This is a genomic window from Pseudoalteromonas sp. 3D05 (assembly GCF_002723455.1).
GTDB lineage: Bacteria > Pseudomonadota > Gammaproteobacteria > Enterobacterales > Alteromonadaceae > Pseudoalteromonas.
The window spans coordinates 38,104-61,410 of record NZ_PDUS01000018.1 but is presented as its reverse complement, the minus strand read 5'-3'; the positions used below and the strand labels follow the sequence as shown (position 1 = coordinate 61,410).

Here is a 23,307-nt window from a genome sequence, read left to right as displayed (position 1 = left end):
AATATTAAGCAGGTTTGTTGATAGCCAGCAACTCAGTTTGAAGTTTATTATAAGCTTGTGGAGTGCCTATATCTATATATCTCAGATGAGTTTTATAGCTATAAAGACTGCCCAGTAATAAAGGCACCATGTCGAGGCTAATCTCATAGAAGCTTTCCTGTTTAAAGTGTGAAAAGTATTTTTCATACACTCCTTCGGAGAATAAAAACAATGCTCCGCTTGCTAGGTTACTTGGTGGATTGGATACTTTTTCATGAAACCTTTGGATTGAACCGTCTGAATCAAGTTCAACAATACCGCATGCAGAGGGAGTAGCAGATTCAAAAAGTAAAAGCGTAGCATCACACTTTTTGGGTCTTTTTGAATGGGCTTCTACAAAATTAGTAAGGGTATCTTCGCAATAGTTATCAGCATGAATGACCATGGTGAGACTACAATGCCAAAACTCTTTATTACTAATCAAAGTACCGCCTGTACCGAGTAACTTTTTCTCTCTAACAATTGTTATTTTATTACGGTATTCGGACTTTGACACAAACTCTTCTACTTGTTCAGCGAAATAGTGCACATTAATGAGTATGTCGCTGACACCAAGTTTATCGAGCTTTTCTAACCAATAAGCCAATAAAGGCTTGCCATTAATAGGCACTAAACATTTTGGAATTGTATTAGTCAAAGGTTTTAACCGAGTGCCTAACCCTGCTGCAAGCAATATTGCTTTCATATATTTTTGAATGACTCCAGTACTCGTTGCTGTAGCGTGTTGAAGGACAGTGGCTGATTTCCGAGAGTATCTACTTGGCAAGCGGCTGCAATACTTGCAATATAAAAAGCTTGCCAAGGTGTCGCACCTGAGCACAATGCTAGGCTACTGGCAGCTAAGAAGCAATCACCAGCTCCCGCAGGATCAACCGCATTACGGTTAATCGCAGGAAGCATATCATTTTCCCATTGGCCGTTTTGATCTGGTAGATGGATAAAAACACCTTCTCCCGCAAGGGTAATAACCAACGACATCGGATTAGCTTTTTCACACAGTTTTTGCGCTAAAATAGGTAGACCATCATCAATATTATTCAATGCTACACGTACTTCTTTTTCTGTTGGTGTTATTAGCATCATATCTTTATAACGGGCAATGTCACCAACTTGAGAAGATGTTTGGCTGTCTGCGACAACACGTACATTGTTTTCTTTGCATAAAGCAATGACTTTATTGACCAGAGTTTGAGGTAATAATCCATAATTAAAATCAGAAAATACCAGTAAATCGAAGTTGTTAATACTACTTTCAAGTTGCATGTATAAATCTGTTTGAATTTCTTTAGAAATTTTATGCTGTCGAACTTGATTGACCCTTAGAAGTGTTTTATTGCCAGCTCTATATCGTGATTTTAATGGTGTTGGGCGACTGCCATCATCGAAAAGTATAGTATCAATATTGTATGCGTTAATATGATTTCTTACGTAATCAGCTTTATCATCTTTGCCAAGTACCGAGAAAAGCGTAACTTGATTAGCTCCTAGCCCTTTTATATGACCTGCTGTAATTGCTGCTCCACCTAAAAATGTATTCGTTCTATCTGGTGTCATCACTATGGTAGGATCCTCCTGAGATAAGCCTACCGCAGTACCTTGGATATATTCATCGACGATTATTTCGCCAATTACAGCAACACGGTTTTCACTAAATTGAGAAAATACCGTATTGATTGATTGATAATCAAACTGATGCCTTGTTGCATAACTTTGGCATTTTTTGTAATCAAAGTTATGACCATGGCTTATTGTTCTTGTAATATATTGTTCGGAGTTAGATTCAAACTCACCAGAGCCAAAAATAAGCTTTCCTCCGTACATTTCAACAAGAGCATGCTCAGGGTTGTGCCTACTTTCAAACTCTTTACCTTTCACGACAATATGAGGTTTTAGGCTCTTTACTGTTTCTGCTGGAGTTAAATCTGATAAAAATGCTTCATTAACACATTCGAGGGATTGAACCATCTCTAAGCGATGTTGTTCGTTTACCCGACTTTTTATCCCCATAGTTCTGTCGCTGTTAACAGCAACAATTAATTTATCACCGCACTCTTTTGCAAAACGAAGTAAGCGAATATGGCCAGGGTGTAAAATGTCAAAGTTTCCTTGTACAAGTACATTTTTTTTCATATATATTTTTTCATCACTAAATAATGAAACCCTTTATCTTCATAATTGATCTCTATGATATCAGGGTAAATACTCTTGATTATTTCATGGTTTTGAGACTGTAGTTCAAAGCCATGATCTCTTGCTAGAAAAATTAACTTTTCCAGTGAAAAACTATTCGTTTTAGTTTGCTTTATAACGAGGTCACCGTTGTCTACTAATAGCTTATTAGCAATGCTAAAAGATTGTTCTATGGTCAGGCTTTTCTCAAAATTGATTACATCGTTTAAGAAAAAAACGGCTACTTTGAGCGAGTTGTTTTCGTTAATATATAACAAGTACTGATTTACTTCGAAACAGTCTTCACTGTTTAAAAATGACAAATTAATCCAGCCTTGTTTAAATTTTTGAGGAGATTGATCAAACCTTGCTGCATATGCCCTTCGAGTCCAAGGGTATTTACTGTAATGAGATAGGGGAGAACCCAACTTTATAAATTTATCATCGTTAGGCTTTTTCATAGCTCTTGATATTGTTAACTCAATAATTACTCTATTTTTATTTTTTCCACGTATACCTTTATGAGTAACTTTAGAGTTGTTAAACAGAAGATAGGTACCAGAAGGTCCACTAATGGTAACTACATTGTTATTCGAATCGAGCAATTCAGTTGTGCCCGTTTCAAGTGATGCAGGTGTGAGATATAAAAGTATTTTAAAAATATTCTTATTGTAGCCATCTAAATGAAAACTCTCTGACCCTACAGGTGTTTCTGACTGATTAAATACTTTTATCTTTGAGGTTTCTATTTGCCAATGGCTACCTAATTTCACTTTTATGCCATCATAAATTGATACTATCGTTTGATTTAGCAACTGCTTAAACGAAACGTCAGGGATAAGATACTTAACGCTTTGGTTCGTTCTTTCTAGCTCTGCTTCATTGATGCTTTTATTATGGACATAACCATAGGTAAAATCCTTTTTAGTGACGCTAACATGCTTTTTAGGTAGTTTGTCTAACAAAGAATAGGCAAAGTTAGGATCGACAGATGAAACGTAGAATTGTTCTGAAAAATCATTATCATCCTTAAATGAGGCATATTTTTTACATGATAGACTGTAATCATCCCATATTTTATTATTCAATTGTGAGTCTATTAAATTTAAAATAGTGTTTTCGCAGATATTTAAATGACTTAGTATTTTCTCTTTGATTTCTGTTACAAAACTGAGCGAGGCAATGATTATTTTAATATTGCCTAATTGCATTTGCGTATTTTTTACTTCAGCAATAGATTCAATTGTATAATTGTTTTTTTTTATTTTAGTTATATCTATAAAATAAATTGGCATTACCTTGTTTGTATTTTTTATGTATGCGTTTAATCTATCTGCACAAGTTCCTGAACCAAAAATATAGTAAGGTTGCTCTTCCAAATTATGAAAATCATATAGTTCACTAAAAGATTGCTCAATTTCCATAATTCATACCCAATTTGAAATCAATGAAAACACGGGTTACATCCCCATTTTCCATAGTGTTGAGCGCTGTATTTATTTCAAAAAGAGAAAACTTATGAGACACCAGTAATTCAGTCGCAATATTTAATGATTGGATATATTTACCTATAATCTCCAAGTCGGTATCTGGAAAACAATTGCCACCCCAGCTTCCTTTAATTGTTTTTCCACAAATTAACTGGTGTGGGTCCAGTCTAATTTTCTCTCCATTTGGCGGGTGTGATGCGAACACACAACTTCCTAGTTTAGATGTCAGCTCAAATGCGAGCTCAATAGATTGTGTCGTACCTGCACATTCAATCGAAAATGGATAACCGCTTGGAAATAATTTTTCAACTTGTTTTTTTACATCTGCATTATATGCAAAGCAATGAGTAGCCCCCAGCTGCTTTGCAATCTCTAGTTTCTTTTCGCACTTATCAATAACTGAAATTGTTCTAGGTGAAAAATAACTTAGCATGAGAAGAGCGCTCAGGCCAATACCACCTAGACCGACTAATAAAACATCAGCATTTTTGTCGGGTTTTACCTGATTAAGGACCATTCCAGCACCAGTTGGTAGCGCACACCCAAGTAGAACCGCAATTTCATCTGATATGCATTCAGGACAGGGGGTGAGTCTATTTTCTGAGACGAGTGAGTATTGGGAAAATGTTGTCACTGGACCAGCATTAATATTCACGCCATCAGTACTTTTTAATATTGACCCACCAGAATCTATACCATCTCCTTTCAACCATCCTAAAATGACACGTTGTCCAACTGAGACTTTTGTAACACCTTCACCTACTTCGACCACATTAGCTACTCCTTCATGACCAAGCATATGAGGTAAAAAGCGATCTTTACCACGTTTGCCTTTTGCTTCCATGAGCTGACTTCGGCAAATTCCCGCCATGGACAATTTTACAAGTACTTGACCATACCCCACTTTAGGAAAATGGATATTCATTATATTAATATCTTGATTTACTTCAGTCAGAATAGCGGCTTTAAAGCTGTCTACATGAGATGGTTTACTATTCATTGTTAAGACCTTTTAACTGCGACTTTAAGGGCAGAATTTAGTGATGGAATACTTAATTGAGGTAGCATCAAATGCAGTTTTGTATTCGATAAAGAAAGGTTAAAATCACGTTCTGAAAAATTATCAGTTAAAATTAAGTTAGCTTTTTTACCTATTAGTTGTTCAATAAACTTAACTGTATCAACGATATTTTTTTCTTGGCCAGTTGAAACGTTAAATATTCCAGCATATTTAAGGTTAATAATTTCAACAATAGCATCACAAAGTAACGAAACCGGGAGGTAATCCCTTTTGCTAAGCCCATTATTTGAAAGGGTTATTTCCTTTCCCATTTGTATGGATTGAGTGAGTCTATTAATTAAACTTGTTTGATCGCTATCTCCACCAAAAACACCAGAAAACCTTAAAATTGAGACAGTACATCTTTCACTAAAGTTTAGCTGTAGCATTTTTTCGCTAAAAGCTTTAAAAGCACCATATTCATTCATTGGAGAGATTGGAGCATCTTCAGTTATTAGACTGCCTCCGTGGCCATAAACATCTGCGGCACTACAATAGACAATATGTTTAGGGAGTTCTAATTCACAAGCTTGCATAATTGTGTTCAGTTGGTTTATGTTGGTAAAACAACTATTAGAATCATTGGCTGTTGTCCTCGTTATAGCAGAGCAAATAATAAGGCTATCAGCTCCTTTTAAAAGCCGAGCTAGTTTTGTAGGGGAGTGCAATAAATCGTTAAGATCAATATGTTTACTGCCTAGGGAGTAAACTTTACAGCCATTGTTTGAAAAAGTATTTACAACATTTTTCCCTATATACCCTGTACCACCTAAAACAACTAACTTCTTCATTTAATGCTACTCAACGTTAATGGTATTAATAATAGACATATTATCATTAGGGCGGATCCAGCCGCATCGATTACATCCCTCGACTAAGTGTTTTGACAGAGCACTTTTAAATTCTTTAAATAGGTCTCCTTCGATAATATCTATTAATTTTGTTGTTTTAACATTACCCATGCTAACGGCAATACATGGAAATAAGTGCCCATCTACGTTAATGTGAACACTGGACCATGGAAATTTACACGCTTGATAATTTTGGGGTTTGAAACGCGCACTATTAATGAATGATACTTTAGGGATGGGTTGTGATGAGCTCAAATCACATATTTTTGGGTGTACAAATGTCTTACAAATACTTGTTTGATTAAATTGCCTTATCATTTCTAATTGCTGCAAAATAACATCAAAATGTTGGTAAGTTGGTGCGTTAGATGTTGTGTACATGTCTATCATTTCATGCATTTTGTCAGAATGCTGTAAATGACTGCCTTTTAGAAACTGAAAAGCATGTGTATTCGCTTTGAGTACTTCAACACAATATTTATGAATTGAAAATAAATCACTGGAATTCTTATCTAATACCACTGTTTTAATATCTAGAATGCAATCGCTTTTCAGTTCTTTTTTTCTTAAGTGGAAGTAATCTATTACAGCTAATAAACTTTGCCATTGCCTAGGTTTAACGTCTCTATTTAGATTACCTATATCATCAATAGAAATTGATAGCACTTTAAAGTTTGGCTTGCTTAGAATAAAGTCAATTTTCTTTTCGGATAATAATAAGCCATTTGTAATAATATTACATTCGTGTTTATCGGCAACAGCATTTACTATGACTTCAAAGTCTTTGAATGCTAATGGTTCTCCTCCAGTAAATGTAACACGAGCATACTCTGGCAGCTGTTTAACAACATTTAGCCAATCTTGTGTCGTCATTGCATCGTCACGACGATCTCGATCTTGGAAGCAAAAATTACAGTCCAGATTACACAGGTTGGTTAATACAAAGACATACCTATGAGGCATTATCAGCTCACCTGAATATATTTTATTTGTTATATCTTCATGTTTATTATGAAAAGATGGCATCCCTTAACTCCTTATATTGCACCATTTAATAAATTAAATGGGTAATAGATTTGTATTGGATTTAATTCAGTATTAAGCCTGTTTAACATTCTTTTCGCATTTAGTCTTGATGAAAATGCAGTCAACATGACGGCACTATTGGTGATATCTATCATTTGGCTAGTTGTCACAATAGGAGTTGTAGAATTAAGATAAAATTGCCCATCTCTTGATGGATTATCATCAAAAATTTTACTGATAGAAGCAAGTTTGTTTGGGAAGTGATATTTGATCACCGGAAGCATAAGTGCAGCACCATACCCGTAGACAGGAAGTCGAGAAGCCGCAGCCTCCAATGCTAGTTCACAAGCATTTAATTGAGATTTATAGACACGCAAACTTTGCTCTATTTCATTGAGTGATATTTTTTTTACTTTAAGCGAGTTTGAATTTTTTTTATTCGTAAACGCAAAAATACCACTGTTCCAGTGATCTTCATTGACGGTGTAATCAATTAAACTGCATCCTAGCGATTCCAATAAAAAGGTAAATGATGACACGCTAAAATAATTTAAGTGTTGATGGAAAATATGATCAAAATTGTAATTTTCAATTATTTTATCCAATATAGGCACTTGAATCATAAAAAGGGCATTATCAGACGCTTTATTAATTAGCTCTGCTATGAGTGACTTAGGATCAGCAACATGTTCAATAACATCTTTACAAATTATAAGGTCAGGTTTTTCAACGATATCACAATTTTCAAAAAAATCGCCGAACACGGTGATCTTTTCATCATTTATATGATGCTCATTATCTTTAAGAATAGGGTCGATACCTATCAAGCTGTTTGCAAATGGTTTGAGTTTTTTTAATAAAAAACCATCATTGCAGCCTACTTCTAGCACGCATTGAAAATGATCCTTAAATTTCAAGGAAGAAAAGAAATTAAGGAAAAATTCCGTTGTGTTTCTACCTGTATAACTTTGCGATGTCCTAAATTCATAACCTGATTTGTTTGAATATAATAGGGATTGATCAAGAATATTTTGCAGTTGAGCGTGTCCGCAATGACTACAGTAGTGGAGTGCTTGATCTGTTTCCCCAAGGGTAGGGCTACCAGGTTGAGAGATAAAAATTTCAGTTAATGGGAGATTAGGTAGCTCCAAAATAGGAACGATACCCATTGATGCACAGACTGAGCAAGCCACTCTACTCTCGAAACTTATATTTTTATATTTTGCTAGTTCGTGCTCCAAATTCATCTTTAATTTTCCACTGTAGATAATAACTTATTAGCAGCTGAGATAATATGTTCAGGTGCTAGCCCAGCTACTTGGCAAAGCTCTTCATAGTTACCGTAATCATGTATCATTTTATGAATAGCTAATTGTTTAAACTGTGCTTTATCTTGACTAGCCCAGCAGCGCAATACCAAATCAAAAACTCCACTATGTGCTGATAGCTCTTCACAGACAATGACTTTTTTGGTTTTTGCGATGCTTGCAACGACACTCTGAGTGTCAAATGGCTTAATGGTATGTATGTATATAAGATCAACTGTGTATCCAGAAGATTCAAGTTGTTTACTTGCAACTAATGCTTGTTTAAGCTGTGGTCCAACTGCGATGATTGAGATATCAGTTCCCTCTTTAATTTGCACTGCCTTTCCAATCTCTATGGGATTAGAAAAAGTGAAATCATGTGGGTTTTCAGTCAATTTGAAATAATTAATCGTGCCTCTATTATATACTTGTGAGAATAGCACTGAAAATTCATGGTCGCTTGCAGGGCTTGTTACTATCGAATTATCTAATTGGCACATTAATGAAACATCACTATAACAGTGATGGCTGCAACCGAGCTGCGCGTAGTCAAAAGCACCACCTACAGTAATAAAATTTCCTCCTAATTGTTGATAAGCAAAATCTAGTTTTATTTGTTCAAACGAGCGCTCAATTAAAAATGGCGCAATAGTATGCGCTACAGGAATTAAACCAGTAGCAGCTATACCAGCTGCAATGCCTACAATAGAAGGTTCACAAATACCAATATTAAAATAACGTGAAGGAAATTTGGCTGCAAATGGTTTTAGAATCCCATGACTTATATCACCAACCATAACGACAAGGTTAGGATCAGCTTCTCCGACTTCGATCATTTTATCAGCAAATGCTTGTCTTAGGTTATTCATGTTAGCGCCTTAAAAATTTCTTGTAGCTCTGATTCATTTGGAATTTTATGGTGCCAAGCACCATGTCCTTGTGTAAATGATACGCCTTTGCCTTTTATATTCTTAGCAATTAATACAGTTGGTTTAGAGCAAGCTCCTTGAGAAAAAGCATTTTTGATAGAGTTTAGATCATGGCCATCAAATACAATGACACGCCAACCAAAGCTTTTCCATTTAGCGGGTAAGTCATCTATTGGGCAAAGTTGTGCTGCTGACTGATTCCAATCAACGATGACCGTTAGGTTGTCTAGTTCACGGTTAGCTGCGATATGAGCGCTTTCCCAGATAGTGCCCTCGTGGCATTCACCATCTCCGACTAAGCAGAAAACACGATTTTCTTGTTGTTTAATCTTAAGTGCAAGTGCGGTACCTACGGCCATAGGCATACCATGGCCTAATGAGCCTGTTGATGCTTCTACAAAAGGTACTTTAGTTCGGTCAGGGTGACCGCCTAAAACACCACCAAACTGCGAGTAATTCTCAAGCTGGCTACTACAGAGGAGGCCTACTTTTTCTAAAACGACCCATAGAGCTGCACAACCATGCCCTTTAGATAAAATAAAATAATCTCTGTCATCCCATTGAGGTTGATCAGACTTATAGGCAAGAATATCTGTATAAAGGTAGTTAATAATATCAACAATTGAATATGAACTTGGGATATGACCTTCTTTGGATTTAAAAATAATTTCCGCAATACGTTTTCTAAGATCTTGATTCATTTGATTAACCCTCGAAAAAAGCTCGACCTTGACCACCATCAACTAGTAATGATGTGCCTACACAAAAAGATGCTTTATCAGATACTAAAAAAGCGACTAACTCACTGATTTCTTCTCTAGTGCCAAAGCGTTTAATAGCCATGCGCTCATTAAGGTATTTTTCAACGTGTTCAGGTCTTGCTTTGCTCGTTTCATCCCAATATCCACCTTCAGTATAGACAGCACCTGGCAGGATCCCTGTCATAATTACGTTATGTTCAGAAACATACCTACCGACACTGCGAACATAGGCATTTAGTGCTGCTTTTGATGCGCAATATTGAGGTGCGCCTTGGTTTTCAAGGGAAGCAATAGAAGAAACATGACAAATTCTGCCCCATTTTTTCTTTATCATATTATCTAAAAAGTGGTTATTCAGTTCAATTGCATTAAAGAGGTTGAAGTTGAATACTTTCTTCCAATCTTCAACATTTGAGAGGGGATCTGTAACCGCTAAATTCCCACCTACATTATTGACGATTATATCAGGCATTAGCCCTTTTTTTTTCATCGCGTCGGCTAAAACATTTGCTCCACTGTCGTCTTTTAAATCAGCTTCAATAATATGGTTTTTATTACCATAAGCGGCTTCACATCTTTTTACGTTAGCTTTAAGTTGAGTAATATTTCTTGCAGCCCATATCACTTCTACGCCTTCCTTTGCGAGTGACTCAGCAATAGCTTCACCTAAACCTCCGCTACTACCTGTAACTAAAGCTAGTTTATTTTTTATTTTCAAATCCATACTTAGAAGGGTCCTTTAAACCATTCACCAGGAATATCATGGTGTTTATTTAGATTGATTTTAGCAATATTTATACCAATATCTTCAGCAATTTTTAATGAAAGAGTATTCGCGTTAGGGTAGTAGTTCTTAGTGAGCTTATAGCTGGTGGGCTCAGGGTAATGAGGCAAACCTATAATACTAATAGGACACTGTAGCAAGGAATAATATCTTGAATAGATACTATGGGAGATTTCGCTTGCGACAGAGCTAAAAGTATGACCAATTTCAGTTATTAAACAGCGCTTTGTTCTTTCTATTGATGCAAATATGTGCGTCCAGTTAATATGAGTCGGGGAGGATATTTCGATTATTTCACATTCAATTCCATAGCGAAGAAGGTGGCTGTGGGCTTGTAATGCCTCTGATAACATAAAGCTATTGCTAATTATCGTGTAGTCTTTTCCAGATCTTACAGTGCGTGTGAATTCTGGTTCACCAAGTAAAGGAAGGCACTTTCCTTGTGTTGTAACTTGGTTATGCAGCCATCGATGTTCAAGGAAAATAGTTGGATTATTATCCATTATACTTTGATAAAGTAGTTGTCCTACATTATCAGTTAAGCTTGGAGTAACAACTTTTAACCCAGGGATATGTGCAAACCATGATTGCAAGCTTTGTTGATGAGTGGGCCCTTGGCCCCAACCCCTACCTATGATTAAACGTATTGTTAAAGGTACCGTCATTTGCCCATTAAACATGTAGTGCCACTTAGCGGCATTGTTTACAAGTTGGTCCATGGCAAGCAAGAAAAAGTCGACTCGTTGATGGGTCATTAATACGCGTGTACCAGTAATAGCTGCGCCTATCCCTACACCCGTCATCGCATTTTCAGATGTTGGCATATCAAAGACACGATCAGAGCCAAACTTTGATTGTAAGCCTGTGGTTGTACCGAAAATAGCTTTTGGATCATTAATACCTAACCCCATACAAATCATACTATTGTCTTCGGCCATGGCACAGTGTTGTGCTTGGTTTATTTCTTCAGCGAATGTTGTTGTTTTATTTTGCATAAAGAAACTCTTTGTTTAACTGTGGATTTGGTAAAGGGCTGTTTTCAGCAAAAAGAAACGCATCATTTATTTCATTTTCTATTTTGCTAACCATTTCGTTATGAGTTTTCTCGAAATGTTGATCTGCTGATAGTTCTGCGAATAATAATTTTAATGGATCTTTATCAAGCCATGTTTTAACTTCACCTGCAGCTCTGTAGTTTAAGTCATCGTCAAAATTAGGACCGCAATGTTCTCTGTGACGATATGTATCGAGCTCTATGAGCGCAGGTCCATTATTCTTTCTAATATATTCGATAGCACTCTGAACAACATGGGTTAGTGGTATTAAAAGATTTCCATCAGCGTGAAAGCTTTCAACTCCAATTGATTGCGCTAAATCCGTAATGCTTCTATTAGCTGGCTGACGAACTTCTAATGGGCTATACACTGAATAGCGATTATTCTCACAAATGAATAATATGGGAAGAGATTTAACTGCTGCAAAATTTAACGACTCGTAAAAAGCACCTTCTTCTGTTGCACCATCACCAAAATAACTTACGGTCAAAAAATTGCTTTTTTGTAGTTTTTGACTCAGCGCACTACCAACAGCCAGTGGTATACTATTCCCTACAATTGCAGTGCTAGCTATAAAACCGCAATCCAAGTCTGTTAAGTGCATAGAGCCACCTCTGCCACCTGTGCAGCCTGTAGCTTTGCCATATAGTTCAGCTATCATTTTCTTTAATGATCCGCCTTTGGCTAGATAGTGTGCATGTGCTCTATGTGAACTGAAGGCTTTATCATCTTTAGATAAAAAATTAGAAACGACAACAGGTACTAGCTCTTGGCCTATTGACAGATGTGTTGGGCATCTCATCTCTTGCTCAGGGTAGCGTAAGGCTATCATTTCTTCTATTTTACGAATTCTTAATGATTCGAAATATGCATCAAGTTTTTTCATTAGGGTATAAACCAATAAAAGTCGCCAGTGTAGCCTGTGTCTTTGAAAAACTCTTTCCACTGATCAACATGCATCATTGTTTTGGCTGTTAGATTCCAGGCTTCCATACGTTCTTTTTCTTGTTCATTTCTATATGCATCAACAGTAATAAAAGCTTTAGCTTTGGAGACTCGCTCTATTTCTTGCAGTGCTTTTGCACAATTATTAAGATCTAAATTATGAATGGTGTTAATTGATATTACTGCATCAAAACAATTGTCTTCGAATGGTAATTCAGTAGCGCAACCTTGTTGTAATAAGTGCTTTACTTCCTGTTTGGCATTGTCTAATGCGTACTGGGATATATCTATCCCACTTAATGTCATTCTTGGTAGCTGTTGTAAAATATCATAAAGCATGAATCCTTTTGCACAGCCTACGTCTAATAAACTGCTACTTTCCTGTAGGCCAAAGTGCCTGATGAAGTCAGGCACAACTGGCTGCCAAAACCGTGAATGATAGTTAAAACCACCATAGCCGTGCTCTCTATCACCATCAAAAAAATCCTTGTCAAATTGGCGCGCTATTGCTCTAACTGCTTCACTTTTGGCTTCTAATCTACCAGAAAGATCACGCTTGGACTTAGGATAATTTCTTAGTAAATCTATTTCTTGACCTATCATGATTACCTCAAGGTTTGTGGATATAGTCGTGTTCTTGCTTGGCGAGTATATCTAAATTTTGCTTCATCCAATAAATTGTACGTTCTAAGCCATTTTCTAATGAGATAGAGTCTTGCCAATTTAGCTCGGAACGAATTTTTTTTGTGTCTAATAAATATGCAGCATCTTTTCCTAATCGATCTTCAGTTGATTGGCACACTTGTTCAAATGGGAGTTTTAGCATATTGCAGATTGTTTCAACGAGTACTCGAATAGAGATCATTTTATCTGTTGAAATATGGTAAATATCACCATTTTTACCTTTTTCGCCAATAAGTTGGGTCGCTGAAGATACATCGTCTATGTGTATAAATGATCGCGTTGAATGCCCTCCGCCATGTAGCTGTAATTTTTTGCCGAGTAGGGCATATAAAATAGTACGCGGGATTATGCGATAAAGCTGTTGGCCTTCACCATAAACATTGGCAGCTCGTGTAAATACCACTGGAAAGTTATAAACATCTGCGAATGTATGTAGACTCATATCTGCTGCAGCACGGGAGACTGCATAAGGTGTACTGGGTTGGTAATTAGTATGTTCTGGCACTACTCCGTTACAACTCCCATACACTTCGGGTGTTGAGATATGGATATATTTATCAAGGAAATCGAGTTGTCTAAGAGCATTGTGTAATTTAATTGTCGAAACAGCGTTAGTCATAAACCAATGTTCAGGATATTGCCAGCTTTGACCAACCATACTCTGGGCAGCAAAGTTATATATTTTTTTAATTTTTTTTTGTTTAACAATATCAATAATTTTTTGCAGATGATGATTTATATCCAGTTGACTAAATTGCAATTTATCTGCATTTTTTTGCCAACTATATGGGAGTAATGCTGAATTAGGTTCTGATGAGCGACTAACAGCAATAATTTGCTGCTCATTTTTTAGCATATGCGCACAAAATGATGCTCCCGAAAATGAATTGCTTCCTAAAACTAAAATTGATGAGTCATTCATTGTTTAGATTGCCGCCTTGTTTATTTTATTTTCAAGATGAGAAAATTGAGTTTGAATATTTTCAAATGAATCATCCATCCATGCATTGATTTGAAATTCATTATCATTAAAGAAATGATTTTCCCCAACTTTAAAGAAGTGCATGCTATTAGTCCTATCTGATAGATTTGGAATTTCATTCGAACACCATCTAAAAATAATTGAACGAGCCCCTTCAAGATAGCTGATTGGATAAAGAGGGCCATTGTCAACACCCATATTGATATACGCTTGATGGTACAAGGCGAGCCTGATACTTAAATCGACAGCTGCAATGGGGTACATTGTTAGTGATTGATACTTTTCTTCAAGGGGCTCACTTACTTTATAAGTGTCTCTAATAATTAGCGGAAAATATTCATTCATGTCTAGTGATAATGCAAAATCAAGCCATGCTGTTGTATTGCTATTTCTGTGCTCGGAATTTGCCCAGTATTCTCTCATTGTAATAGTTATTAGCTTTTTCTTGCCCACGTTATGTCGTATGAAGTCATTAACAATAGTATAAGCTTGTTGTGGAGGTGCTAAGTTACTCAATTTAATACTTTGATCAGCATAAGATTTTAATAATTTAAAATCTCCAGCTGCTTGTCTAGGATTCTTAAAGTAGTTATTGGGATATATGCTAGGGTTCAGGCTTTTATAGTATACAAGGCTACTTTGCGAAATCGGCTGATCAATACCTATACATGAGGCAAGACAATTAAACATTGGTTTGATAAGTTTTTCGATTCGCCATTTTGTATCAGCGTTATCGTGATAGATGTTTAGTCCAGGCTTATCTTCAATATTGCTGGGAACAATCACAAATTGAATATTTTTTTTATTTTGTTTTTTTCGTTCTATTTCAGCTAAAACGACAAAGGTAGTTACATCAAAGCAGGGTAAATTATATGAAAGATCATAAAAAGCATATAATGTGGATTCAATATCAATATTAAATTGCATTTGTATACATGGAGTGAGTTTACCACTCATGTGGTTGAAAAAAGAACATTGACTAGTGGTAATACCAATTTTATTTAAGGATTGTAATATATCAAAGACAAACTCTGAACAAATGACCACCTGGAGCGTATGTTTTTTTTCTAGCTTTGATATTTCTTTTAGTGATTTTGCAGGCGTGCCTTTAAATGATTCGCCACCATTCGTACAAGCAAAAATATTATTGCCGGTATTATATTTAGAATTGATAAACATTTCTGTTGAGGCTGTAATTCCATAGACAATTGTGACCATTAATTAGCCTCACGTAATGCATTGTATAGAGCTTTCATTAAAATATGCCCGACAATAACTTGGGTATCTTCTGATATTTGCATATCTTGGACTTCGAAATGGAAAACCTGGTCAAGCATTGATTTAACTTTACCACCAGAGAACCCTAAAATGCCCACAGTTTTCATGCCAATGTCGAGTGCTTGTTGAGTCGCCCTAATTATATTTTCAGAGTTTCCGCTACCAGATAAAACGAGTAAGATATCGTTGCTGTTTGCTTTAACTTTCAGCTGATGAGCAAAAATATTTTCATAACCAATATCATTGCCTAGGCAAGTTAAAACAGAACTATTTGCCGGTAATGCCTCAACTTTTAATGCATTACCTTGCGGGCTTATACCAAATGTAAAGTCATTTGCAAGGTGGATAGCATTTGCTGCTGAGCCGCCATTACCACATAAATATAAACTGCCGTTATTTGCCTTCATAGTAAGTAAGTTATCAACAAGACCCTTAACTTGCTCACTGTCTAACTGCTTTAATACATGCGTTAGAGTGTTTATATAGTTTGTTGTCAGGTTTTTCACTGAATCATTGGATATAGTGGTTGCAGATTGGTTGTCAATCATAAAACTTCTCTTTGCATCCATTTTAGGTTGTAAAAATGATCTTCATCTTTTAGTAAACCTTGCTTGTAAGCTGTAATAATTTCAGTAATGGCAGTGTCGACATTTTTATTGGGTGTAAAACCAGTTGCGAGTAATTTATCTGAATTAATACGGTAGCAACGAGGGTCATTTGAAGGGGTAACTTCAATCTCACATGCTATCTTAGCCTGTACCATTTTTGCTATATCCATAATTGAGATATTTTCAAACCCTGCATTAAATATACCCGAGACTTTCTCTGGATTATCCAGCATATAAATATAGAGATCAGTAATATCGTCAATATGAATATTTGGTCTGACTTGATCGCCGCCAAACACTGTAATTTTTCCATTTTTAAGAGCTTGCATTGTCAGCATATTGACAGAAACATCTAAGCGCATTCGTTTAGATAAGCCGCATACAGTTGCTGGGCGTACAATTTGAACTGCCATGTCGTCGGCGTAACTAAGAAGTACACGCTCTGCAACCATTTTTGTTTTGTTGTATTCAGAAATAGGCTCAAGCGTTAAGTCCTCAGTTACTTGCTCTTCATCTTTAACGCCGTAAACGCTACCCGATGACGCATAAATAAACTGTTTTATTCCACAGCGTTTGGCTTTGTCAGCTAAACGCATTGTTGCCAGTGCGCTTACCTCCCATGTTAATTTAGGGTTTAAATCACCACAGGGATCGTTTGCGATAGAAGCAAGATGAATAATAGAATCCACACCGTCTAAGTTAATCGTATCAGTGTCGCATACGTCACCTTTAATGACTGAGAGGTTGTCATGAGGGGGTAAAAAATTACCAAACCATTGGACGTCAAATGCGATTACGCGATGCCCTAAAGCCAGCAGTTTTGGAACCAAGACGGTTCCTTTATAGCCAGTCGCACCGGTAACTAATATTGTTTTTGGATTCATTTAATATTCTCTAATTCTATGGTAGTCATAAATATAATGTTCAATGATATACAATTATTATGCCTAACTTAAGTAGACTTTTGCTCTACGTGTTTATTTATATCGGTGAGGTGGGGGTTTTCCTTTAATGTTTTTATTAAATCATTATAGGAAAAATCAACTTTATTCAAAAAGTGTTCATAAACAGCGGTAATTGCTTTGTAATCGTCTGGTTCATCAAGTGTGAGGCGAAAGTGGCTATAATCTTCATGCGCACTGAACGTGTGGGTCGTTATTGTATTAAATTTTGCCATGCCTAAAGTTACATGCTCACGATCATTCTGTGATGTTGCTTTTAGATGAGTATTCTCTAGTAAATGGAATGAAAATGCACAGCAATCGAGCCCTCTAGGGTAGCCACTGTGAGGACCTAAATTTACCATGTCATAGTTTTGACTTATTCTTTTATTAATTACTTTACTACATAACTCTTCATCAATTAGTGGGCAATCACTCGTTAACCTAACTATGGTTGTAGTTGATTGAGCATCATAGTGTTTAGCTGCTAGATAATAGCGACTTAGTACGTCTTGTGTATCTCCTTGGTAGGTTTTAATATTTAGCTGTGTACACAAATCTAAGATTGGCTGTTCTGTACCGTCATTCGTGGTTGCGACGATGATTTTATCGTGCCAGTTTGGTAAACGTTCAAGCATAATTTGTAACACCGGCTTACCACAAAGCGGCAACATTACTTTGGCAGGTAATCGTGTTGATGTCATGCGTGCTTGAATTATTATTAATACATCAGACATGGTCATAGGTTATTGTAATTATTATTGAGATAAATATAGCAAATCATTACACTCTTGCACATAATTTAAAAGTTAAAATCCTTTTGGATCAATATGGTTTATCAAATCGTAAGCTATTGTAGGTTATTAGGTATGGATTTTGCTTTGATATAAAAATTTTTGACAGTGCAATATAAGGAGCGCAAATGGCGTTTAATTCTGAAATTACCATCGATGGTAGAAAAATTGGGCCAGGCCACCCTGTGTATATTATTGCAGAAATGTCAGCTAACCATGGGCAAGATTTAGAGCAGGCTAAAGCGCTAGTCAGAGCTGCTAAAGAAGCCGGAGCGGATGCAATTAAGCTGCAAACTTATCGCGCGGATACATTAACAATGGACTGCAAATTACCGCATTTTGAAGCAGCAGGTCCATGGCAAGGACAATATTTATATGATTTATACGAAGGGGCATTTATGCCGTGGGATTTCCACGGCCCTTTAATTCAGCTAGCGAATGAAATAGGTATCACTATTTTTTCTTCACCATTTGATGATTCTGCCGTCGACTTATTGGAATCCTTTGATTCACCTGCCTATAAAATAGCTTCACCAGAGTTGATCGATCATGATCTCATTCGAAAAGTAGCTACAACAGGCAAGCCGGTGATTATGTCAACAGGTGGAGCAACGCTTGCTGAAATTGACGAAGCAGTGAAAGTTGCTCGCCAAGCAGGCATAAAGGATTTAGCTATATTAAAATGCACAAGTAGCTACCCAGCTCCTCCTGAAAGCATTAATTTGAAAACAATCCCTCACTTAGCAGACCTTTTTAAAGTGCCAATTGGCTTATCGGATCACACATTAGGTAACCATGTGCCTGTTGCATCTGTCGCTATGAAGGCAACCATAATAGAAAAGCACTTTGTGATGAGTAAAGATGATGAAACGGCAGATAGCTTTTTTTCCATGACACCGGATGAACTTGAAGATTTAGTTCAAGGAGTCAGGCAAGTTGAGTTGGCTCTTGGGAATGTACACTTCCCTAGTGAGCCCAGTAAAGCAAGACGTTGCCTATTTGCCGCGAGGGATATTGCTGTCGGTGAAGTGTTAAGCAAAGATAATGTGGTCAACCTAAGGCCGGGTGTGGGTGAGTTAATGCCAAAGGATTTAGGGTTTATCACAGGCAGAATAGCAACAAACTCAATAAAAAAAGGCATGCCGCTGACTTGGCAACACGTGGGAGCGATTAAATGAACTATCTAATTTACGGTGCTGGCCATTTTGGAGAGTGTTTTCACAGGATATTAGTACAACAAAATACACCCGTAAGTGGTTGGATCGATCAACGTTTAGCTAACCAGATGAAGTTTGATTTACCTATTTTTGACGAGCAAACAGCTGACCGTAATATGAATGTTATTATCGCTGTTACTCCTTTAGTAAACTCTAATAGAGAACAAATTAAAGAGCGCCTCATAGAGCTCGGTTATAAAAATGTCCTTGGTTTTTTCGAAGCTGTACAGAAATTTCCAGGTGTGTTCAGCCAGTATGCACAGCTAGAGCATCTGTGGATGCGAAAAAATCATGATGAGATGCTGGATAATACAAGTATTCAATGGTTACGTGCACGTTTAGAGGATAATAAAAGCAAAAATATATTAGATAAACTGTGTGCATTTAGGGGATCTCTCTCAATTGATGACTACCCTGAACCAGATAAAAAAGTTGAGTATTATCCTGATGATATACCTTTCAATTTTCAATCACCCATTCGTTTTATTGATTGTGGTGCTTACACTGGGGATACCGTTGAGGCGTTCGTAGAACTGCATAAAAAAAACATCATAAGTATTGAGCATATCGCTTCGTTTGAACCCGACACAATTAACTTTAAAGTACTTACAAATACACAAAGAGAATTAAAGAAACAAAACCCTGAAATTTCTTTCCAAGCATTTCCTTCAGGGGTTTGGAAGTGTGTTGATTTACTTAATTTTAATCAAGGACAAACAAGTTCCAGTAATATTATACAAGGTGAAGTTATAAATGACTCTTCAGTATCTGTTATAGATTTAGATTCAACTTGCCAAGCTATGGATATTAACTATATAAAAATGGATATAGAAGGGGCTGAATTAGCTGCACTTGAAGGTGCCAGAAATTTAATTCAAACCCAACAGCCAGCACTTGCTATTTGTGTTTATCACAAGCCTAAAGATTTATGGGAGCTTCCCCAGTTTATTGATAAATTACAACCTAATTATAATATGTATTTACGAGTTCATGAACATTTAGGGTTAAGCACCGTCTTGTATTGTATTCCAAAAGGTTCTCATTAATGAAAAATCAACTTATTAATTTTTTATATCAATTTTTTACAGAGCGGGGTTGTGCTGTAGATATTGATAATTTACTAGGGCTTTCATTTAAAGATGATATAGCCTTGGATTCATTTGAGATACTGACACTAGTAATGCAAATAGAATTGACCTTTGGTATAAAAATTGAGCCTCAAGAATTACTTGATCCAAAGACAAATTACGTGAGTGGATTTGTTGATATGGTTCTGGCAAAGCAATAATTATGTTTGCAATTCGTATCACTAACAAGCAAGACAATGGCATCGGTCATTTAATGCGAATGAAGCATTTGGCTTCTGCATTAAAACAACATCAATTAGGTGTCCACTTTATACTCGACGATTTATGTCAGTTTAGCAAAACGCTGTATCAAGATTTTAAAGTGGCTGATATTCATTGGCAAAATTATGAAAAAGATGCACTTTTAACGATTAAATATATGCATCAAAATAGTCTATCGCATTTAATTGTTGATAGTTATACGTTACCGCTAGAATACGAGCAGTTGATAAAAGATTCAGGTTTTACCTTAACTATTATTGATGATAACGAGCGACAACATATTTGTGACTTTTTGATTGATTACAAGTGGGTAGGACCAAATACAAATAGCCGTTATGAATCACTAGTGCCGGCTGAATGTAATCGTCTTTTAGGCCCGAGTTATTGTATTTTAGATCCCACATATCGAACTGTCGAAAAGCGCACTTTGGAGCCTCAGTCTCCCGTTCGTGTTTTATTTTCATTAGGTGGCGGTGGTGACCTTTTTATTATAAGAAAAACTTTTGAAGGCTTATCAAAAAGCATCAAGGAAAATGTTTTTTTTGATATAGTTGTAGGCCCTTACGCAACAAATAAAGACACGATATACGCTCTTGGGCAAGCGCACCCAAATATTAATGTATTAGAGAATGTAACTTGCCTAAAAGGTTACTACGAAAGAGCCTCGCTTTTTGTTGGTGCATTAGGCACCTCTTTTTATGAATGTGCCGCGACCCAAACACCCGCTATTACTTTTTCTCTAGAGGATAACCAGACTAACGATATTGGTATTTTGGAGTGGTTAGGCCACTACCTTCATATTAATGACATTTCAATTGATGATTTTGCCCGATTAGGTGAGTTAATCAGTATTGCTCTTAGCGAATTACCAAGATTACAGTTGCTGGTGGCGAAAAGAAAAATATCGGTTGATGGCGATGGTGCAAGGCGAATAGCTAATGCTCTTGTCTGTGAGGATAAATCAAAAAATTGCTTTTTTACTGCTGAGCAGGACTGCGAAGTACATACTGAATTAACAGATAGTTTGGTAGTCTGCCAAGTTGACGATACCTACATAAATAGCTATTTAGCGGCTAGAAACTTACCCAGCAATAGTGTCAGAATGACCGTGCAAAGCAATATCAAGCCCTTAGACCATTATTTATGGTGGTTTAATCAATCACGTTCTAACTTTGTAATTACAGATAGAAAGGGAAGCAAGCAATCTCCAAGTTTGTATATCTGGCATAATTTATATAAAGATAAGTATTTATATGGCGGTTGGTTTTCTTGTAATCACGATGTTCCGTTACCAATAGCTATGCTCGCTTTACAATGGCAACTTGATTTTTGTAAAGGCAGCCACCCTGAGGCCATTTGGCTTGCGGTGATCCATAAGGATAATAAATTCGTCAATTTATTAAATAAATATATGGGGTTTGTTGCTACGCCTACAGACTCTATTGAATATAAAACTACGCAAAAGCTATTCCCTTTAGCCGATGAGCAATTTAATTTTGTAATGTGGGATCCAAATGCACAATAAAAATATATATCAGCTTGTCCAGTCACACACGGTTACTCAACCTGATAACGTTGCGTGTATATATCAACAGACCCAAGTTAATTATCAACAGCTAATAAATAAGGTAGATTCCTTAGCTGCAGGCTTTACTCGATACGGGATTAAGCAAGGACATAAAGTCGCTTTATTTTGTCCAAATAACCTAGAGTTTGTATATTGTTTATTAGCTGCGGCTAAGCTGGGCATTGCGCTTGCGCCACTACCACTAACTCTTAAAGGGCAAGCTTTATCAAAAGCGTTACAGGTAGCTGATTGCAGTTACGCGATTGCATGGGTGAGTGTTGCAAATCAACTAATAAGAAACGATTTATTGCCTAGCGATAAAGTCATTTCAGTAGGTGGTGATATTGACGGAGTAACGGACATGGCTTCGTTAATGTCATTATCTATTGAGCAAAGTAATTCTTTTTCAGCGGATATTAACGCTCCTTTTATTCTTACTATGACTTCGGGCTCAACCGGTCAGCCTAAACCAATAGTATTCACTCAATCGACTAAAATTGTTCGCGCATTTGATGCGACTGTTCAATATTACCAATTAGATAAAAGCGATGTTGTGATGGTTTCAACTCCTTTATATCATTCACTTGCACAGCGTTCACTGCTGATGCCGTTAATGTTAGGTGCGAGTGTGGTTATATTAGCCAAGTTTTCTGTAGATGCTTGGCTTGATGCGATTGAAGTTCATAAAATAAGCTTTTTATTTGCTGTTTCAAGTCAATTAAAAGCTCTACTTCCAAAGTTAAAAAAAGCGCAATTAACAAGTTTAAAATGTGTAGTATCATCTTCAGCTACCCTTGAGAGTGAAGATAAGAAGCTGCTCTTATCAGCCCTTAACTGCCGCTTTCATGAATGCTATGGAGCATCAGAAATGGGGGTTATCAGTGATTTTGATATAACTCAACCTAATGTTCCGATTAATAGTGTAGGTAAACCTTTACCAAACTTGAGAATAAAAATATGTGATTCTGAGCGTCACACTTTACCTAAAGGCAGTGTTGGTGAAATAGCTTGTTGCTCGTCTACTGCATTTTTGGGATATTATAATTTACCAGAGCAAACAGCGCTAAGTTATGATAATGAAGGGTACTTTTTTACCGGAGATTTAGGCTATCTGGATGATGATGGCTACCTTTATTATGTAGGCCGAACTAAAGAAGTAGTCAAATCTGGGGGAATAAATGTTTATCCAAGCGATATAGAGTTGGTGAGCAATTACTTACCTTGGGTGGTTGAGTGTGCAGCATTTGGTATAGAGGATGAAAAGTTCGGAGAAGTTATTTTGCTAGCATATGTATGCAGTGATAAAGCACCTAGTAATGCAAAAGCTCAATTACAAATGCATTTACTAAAAGAGCTAACTGATTATCAACAACCCCGAATTTTATTTGATATGGTGGCTCTACCAAAAACAGAAATGGGTAAGATTCATAAACCAAGCATTAAACAGGCATACTTACAGGGTAAAGGGTGA

Annotated in this window: 23 protein-coding genes; 5 read left to right on the top strand and 18 right to left on the bottom strand. The window is 36.5% G+C overall.

The features are described 5' to 3' along the window. Positions 1-4: 4 nt before the first annotated feature. The 18 genes from CSC79_RS16060 to CSC79_RS15975 form a co-directional block, all read right to left on the bottom strand. Positions 5-724 carry a nucleotidyltransferase family protein gene (locus tag CSC79_RS16060; RefSeq protein WP_099296762.1) on the bottom strand — a complete coding sequence of 240 codons (720 nt, stop codon included), beginning with the start codon at positions 722-724 and terminating at the stop codon, positions 5-7. Next, on the bottom strand, positions 721-2,169 hold the full coding sequence (locus tag CSC79_RS16055) for a PfkB family carbohydrate kinase (protein ID WP_099296761.1): 1,449 nt from the start codon (positions 2,167-2,169) through the stop codon (positions 721-723). The genes CSC79_RS16060 and CSC79_RS16055 overlap by 4 nt, the downstream gene beginning before the upstream one ends. Further along, positions 2,166-3,632 carry a hypothetical protein gene (locus CSC79_RS16050; RefSeq protein WP_099296760.1) on the bottom strand — a complete coding sequence of 489 codons (1,467 nt, stop codon included), beginning with the start codon at positions 3,630-3,632 and terminating at the stop codon, positions 2,166-2,168. Before CSC79_RS16050 ends, CSC79_RS16055 begins: the two co-directional genes overlap by 4 nt. After that, entirely contained in the window at positions 3,622-4,698 is a 1,077-nt protein-coding gene (locus CSC79_RS16045) for a zinc-binding dehydrogenase (RefSeq protein ID WP_099296759.1), read from the bottom strand. The genes CSC79_RS16050 and CSC79_RS16045 overlap by 11 nt, the downstream gene beginning before the upstream one ends. Before the next feature lie 2 nt (positions 4,699-4,700). After that, entirely contained in the window at positions 4,701-5,549 is an 849-nt protein-coding gene (locus CSC79_RS16040; protein ID WP_099296758.1) for an SDR family oxidoreductase, read from the bottom strand. 6 nt (positions 5,550-5,555) lie between these two features. Continuing rightward, positions 5,556-6,635 (bottom strand): radical SAM protein, encoded by a 1,080-nt coding sequence (locus CSC79_RS16035; protein WP_099296757.1) that lies wholly within the window; start codon positions 6,633-6,635, stop codon positions 5,556-5,558. An 11-nt stretch (positions 6,636-6,646) separates the two neighbouring features. Then, on the bottom strand, positions 6,647-7,882 hold the full coding sequence (locus CSC79_RS16030; protein ID WP_099296756.1) for a methyltransferase domain-containing protein: 1,236 nt from the start codon (positions 7,880-7,882) through the stop codon (positions 6,647-6,649). 2 nt (positions 7,883-7,884) lie between these two features. After that, the gene (locus CSC79_RS16025) at positions 7,885-8,811 is read right to left on the bottom strand and encodes a transketolase C-terminal domain-containing protein (RefSeq protein ID WP_099296755.1); all 927 of its coding nucleotides are present in this window, start codon (positions 8,809-8,811) and stop codon (positions 7,885-7,887) included. Further along, positions 8,808-9,572: a transketolase gene (locus CSC79_RS16020; protein WP_180270451.1), complete on the bottom strand. Its 765-nt coding sequence runs from the start codon at positions 9,570-9,572 to the stop codon at positions 8,808-8,810. The genes CSC79_RS16025 and CSC79_RS16020 overlap by 4 nt, the downstream gene beginning before the upstream one ends. A gap of 4 nt (positions 9,573-9,576) precedes the next feature. After that, positions 9,577-10,356: an SDR family oxidoreductase gene (locus CSC79_RS16015; RefSeq protein ID WP_099296753.1), complete on the bottom strand. Its 780-nt coding sequence runs from the start codon at positions 10,354-10,356 to the stop codon at positions 9,577-9,579. Positions 10,357-10,358: 2 nt separating this feature from the next. Next, complete coding sequence (locus CSC79_RS16010; protein WP_099296752.1) at positions 10,359-11,411, bottom strand: transketolase C-terminal domain-containing protein; 1,053 nt, start codon at positions 11,409-11,411, stop codon at positions 10,359-10,361. After that, positions 11,401-12,357, bottom strand: coding sequence for a thiamine pyrophosphate-dependent dehydrogenase E1 component subunit alpha (locus CSC79_RS16005; protein WP_099296751.1), 957 nt, complete (start codon positions 12,355-12,357; stop codon positions 11,401-11,403). The genes CSC79_RS16010 and CSC79_RS16005 overlap by 11 nt, the downstream gene beginning before the upstream one ends. After that, positions 12,357-13,019 (bottom strand): class I SAM-dependent methyltransferase, encoded by a 663-nt coding sequence (locus CSC79_RS16000; RefSeq protein ID WP_099296750.1) that lies wholly within the window; start codon positions 13,017-13,019, stop codon positions 12,357-12,359. The genes CSC79_RS16005 and CSC79_RS16000 overlap by 1 nt, the downstream gene beginning before the upstream one ends. Before the next feature lie 7 nt (positions 13,020-13,026). Continuing rightward, positions 13,027-14,022 carry a GDP-mannose 4,6-dehydratase gene (locus tag CSC79_RS15995; protein WP_099296749.1) on the bottom strand — a complete coding sequence of 332 codons (996 nt, stop codon included), beginning with the start codon at positions 14,020-14,022 and terminating at the stop codon, positions 13,027-13,029. Between the two features lie 3 nt (positions 14,023-14,025). Beyond that, on the bottom strand, positions 14,026-15,300 hold the full coding sequence (locus CSC79_RS15990; protein ID WP_099296748.1) for a hypothetical protein: 1,275 nt from the start codon (positions 15,298-15,300) through the stop codon (positions 14,026-14,028). Further along, positions 15,300-15,908 carry an SIS domain-containing protein gene (locus CSC79_RS15985; protein ID WP_099296747.1) on the bottom strand — a complete coding sequence of 203 codons (609 nt, stop codon included), beginning with the start codon at positions 15,906-15,908 and terminating at the stop codon, positions 15,300-15,302. The genes CSC79_RS15990 and CSC79_RS15985 overlap by 1 nt, the downstream gene beginning before the upstream one ends. Next, on the bottom strand, positions 15,905-16,852 hold the full coding sequence (locus tag CSC79_RS15980; RefSeq protein ID WP_099296746.1) for an SDR family oxidoreductase: 948 nt from the start codon (positions 16,850-16,852) through the stop codon (positions 15,905-15,907). Before CSC79_RS15980 ends, CSC79_RS15985 begins: the two co-directional genes overlap by 4 nt. A gap of 68 nt (positions 16,853-16,920) precedes the next feature. Then, positions 16,921-17,646: a glycosyltransferase family protein gene (locus CSC79_RS15975; protein ID WP_099296745.1), complete on the bottom strand. Its 726-nt coding sequence runs from the start codon at positions 17,644-17,646 to the stop codon at positions 16,921-16,923. Between the two features lie 185 nt (positions 17,647-17,831). Between CSC79_RS15975 and pseI the strand changes: the two genes are divergently transcribed. The 5 genes from pseI to CSC79_RS15950 are packed head-to-tail and all read left to right on the top strand — an operon-like array spanning position 17,832 to position 23,307. Then, positions 17,832-18,881: a pseudaminic acid synthase gene (gene pseI, locus CSC79_RS15970; RefSeq protein WP_099296744.1), complete on the top strand. Its 1,050-nt coding sequence runs from the start codon at positions 17,832-17,834 to the stop codon at positions 18,879-18,881. Then, a complete protein-coding gene (locus CSC79_RS15965; protein WP_099296743.1) occupies positions 18,878-19,966 on the top strand; it encodes an FkbM family methyltransferase in 1,089 nt (362 codons plus the stop codon). The genes pseI and CSC79_RS15965 overlap by 4 nt, the downstream gene beginning before the upstream one ends. Next, positions 19,966-20,208, top strand: a complete 243-nt coding sequence (locus tag CSC79_RS15960; protein ID WP_058559755.1) for an acyl carrier protein — start codon at positions 19,966-19,968, stop codon at positions 20,206-20,208. Before CSC79_RS15965 ends, CSC79_RS15960 begins: the two co-directional genes overlap by 1 nt. A 2-nt stretch (positions 20,209-20,210) precedes the next feature. Beyond that, entirely contained in the window at positions 20,211-21,794 is a 1,584-nt protein-coding gene (locus tag CSC79_RS15955) for a hypothetical protein (RefSeq protein ID WP_099296742.1), read from the top strand. After that, a complete protein-coding gene (locus tag CSC79_RS15950; RefSeq protein WP_099296741.1) occupies positions 21,784-23,307 on the top strand; it encodes a class I adenylate-forming enzyme family protein in 1,524 nt (507 codons plus the stop codon). Before CSC79_RS15955 ends, CSC79_RS15950 begins: the two co-directional genes overlap by 11 nt.

Excerpts from the sequence above, each read along its gene's own strand:
- CSC79_RS16000 (WP_099296750.1), bottom strand. The coding sequence starts at position 13,019 with ATGATAGGTCAAGAAATAGATTTACTAAGAAATTATCCTAAGTCCAAG.
- CSC79_RS15960 (WP_058559755.1), top strand. The coding sequence starts at position 19,966 with ATGAAAAATCAACTTATTAATTTTTTATATCAATTTTTTACAGAGCGG.
- CSC79_RS16035 (WP_099296757.1), bottom strand. The coding sequence starts at position 6,635 with ATGCCATCTTTTCATAATAAACATGAAGATATAACAAATAAAATATAT.
- CSC79_RS15975 (WP_099296745.1), bottom strand. The coding sequence starts at position 17,646 with ATGTCTGATGTATTAATAATAATTCAAGCACGCATGACATCAACACGA.
- CSC79_RS16055 (WP_099296761.1), bottom strand. The coding sequence starts at position 2,169 with ATGAAAAAAAATGTACTTGTACAAGGAAACTTTGACATTTTACACCCT.
- CSC79_RS15985 (WP_099296747.1), bottom strand. The coding sequence starts at position 15,908 with ATGATTGACAACCAATCTGCAACCACTATATCCAATGATTCAGTGAAA.
- CSC79_RS16040 (WP_099296758.1), bottom strand. The coding sequence starts at position 5,549 with ATGAAGAAGTTAGTTGTTTTAGGTGGTACAGGGTATATAGGGAAAAAT.
- CSC79_RS16020 (WP_180270451.1), bottom strand. The coding sequence starts at position 9,572 with ATGAATCAAGATCTTAGAAAACGTATTGCGGAAATTATTTTTAAATCC.
- CSC79_RS16025 (WP_099296755.1), bottom strand. The coding sequence starts at position 8,811 with ATGAATAACCTAAGACAAGCATTTGCTGATAAAATGATCGAAGTCGGA.
- CSC79_RS15980 (WP_099296746.1), bottom strand. The coding sequence starts at position 16,852 with ATGAATCCAAAAACAATATTAGTTACCGGTGCGACTGGCTATAAAGGA.
- CSC79_RS16060 (WP_099296762.1), bottom strand. The coding sequence starts at position 724 with ATGAAAGCAATATTGCTTGCAGCAGGGTTAGGCACTCGGTTAAAACCT.
- CSC79_RS16045 (WP_099296759.1), bottom strand. The coding sequence starts at position 4,698 with ATGAATAGTAAACCATCTCATGTAGACAGCTTTAAAGCCGCTATTCTG.
- CSC79_RS16030 (WP_099296756.1), bottom strand. The coding sequence starts at position 7,882 with ATGAATTTGGAGCACGAACTAGCAAAATATAAAAATATAAGTTTCGAG.
- CSC79_RS16005 (WP_099296751.1), bottom strand. The coding sequence starts at position 12,357 with ATGAAAAAACTTGATGCATATTTCGAATCATTAAGAATTCGTAAAATA.
- CSC79_RS16010 (WP_099296752.1), bottom strand. The coding sequence starts at position 11,411 with ATGCAAAATAAAACAACAACATTCGCTGAAGAAATAAACCAAGCACAA.
- CSC79_RS15990 (WP_099296748.1), bottom strand. The coding sequence starts at position 15,300 with ATGGTCACAATTGTCTATGGAATTACAGCCTCAACAGAAATGTTTATC.
- CSC79_RS16015 (WP_099296753.1), bottom strand. The coding sequence starts at position 10,356 with ATGGATTTGAAAATAAAAAATAAACTAGCTTTAGTTACAGGTAGTAGC.
- CSC79_RS16050 (WP_099296760.1), bottom strand. The coding sequence starts at position 3,632 with ATGGAAATTGAGCAATCTTTTAGTGAACTATATGATTTTCATAATTTG.
- CSC79_RS15995 (WP_099296749.1), bottom strand. The coding sequence starts at position 14,022 with ATGAATGACTCATCAATTTTAGTTTTAGGAAGCAATTCATTTTCGGGA.
- pseI (WP_099296744.1), top strand. The coding sequence starts at position 17,832 with ATGGCGTTTAATTCTGAAATTACCATCGATGGTAGAAAAATTGGGCCA.
- CSC79_RS15955 (WP_099296742.1), top strand. The coding sequence starts at position 20,211 with ATGTTTGCAATTCGTATCACTAACAAGCAAGACAATGGCATCGGTCAT.
- CSC79_RS15950 (WP_099296741.1), top strand. The coding sequence starts at position 21,784 with ATGCACAATAAAAATATATATCAGCTTGTCCAGTCACACACGGTTACT.
- CSC79_RS15965 (WP_099296743.1), top strand. The coding sequence starts at position 18,878 with ATGAACTATCTAATTTACGGTGCTGGCCATTTTGGAGAGTGTTTTCAC.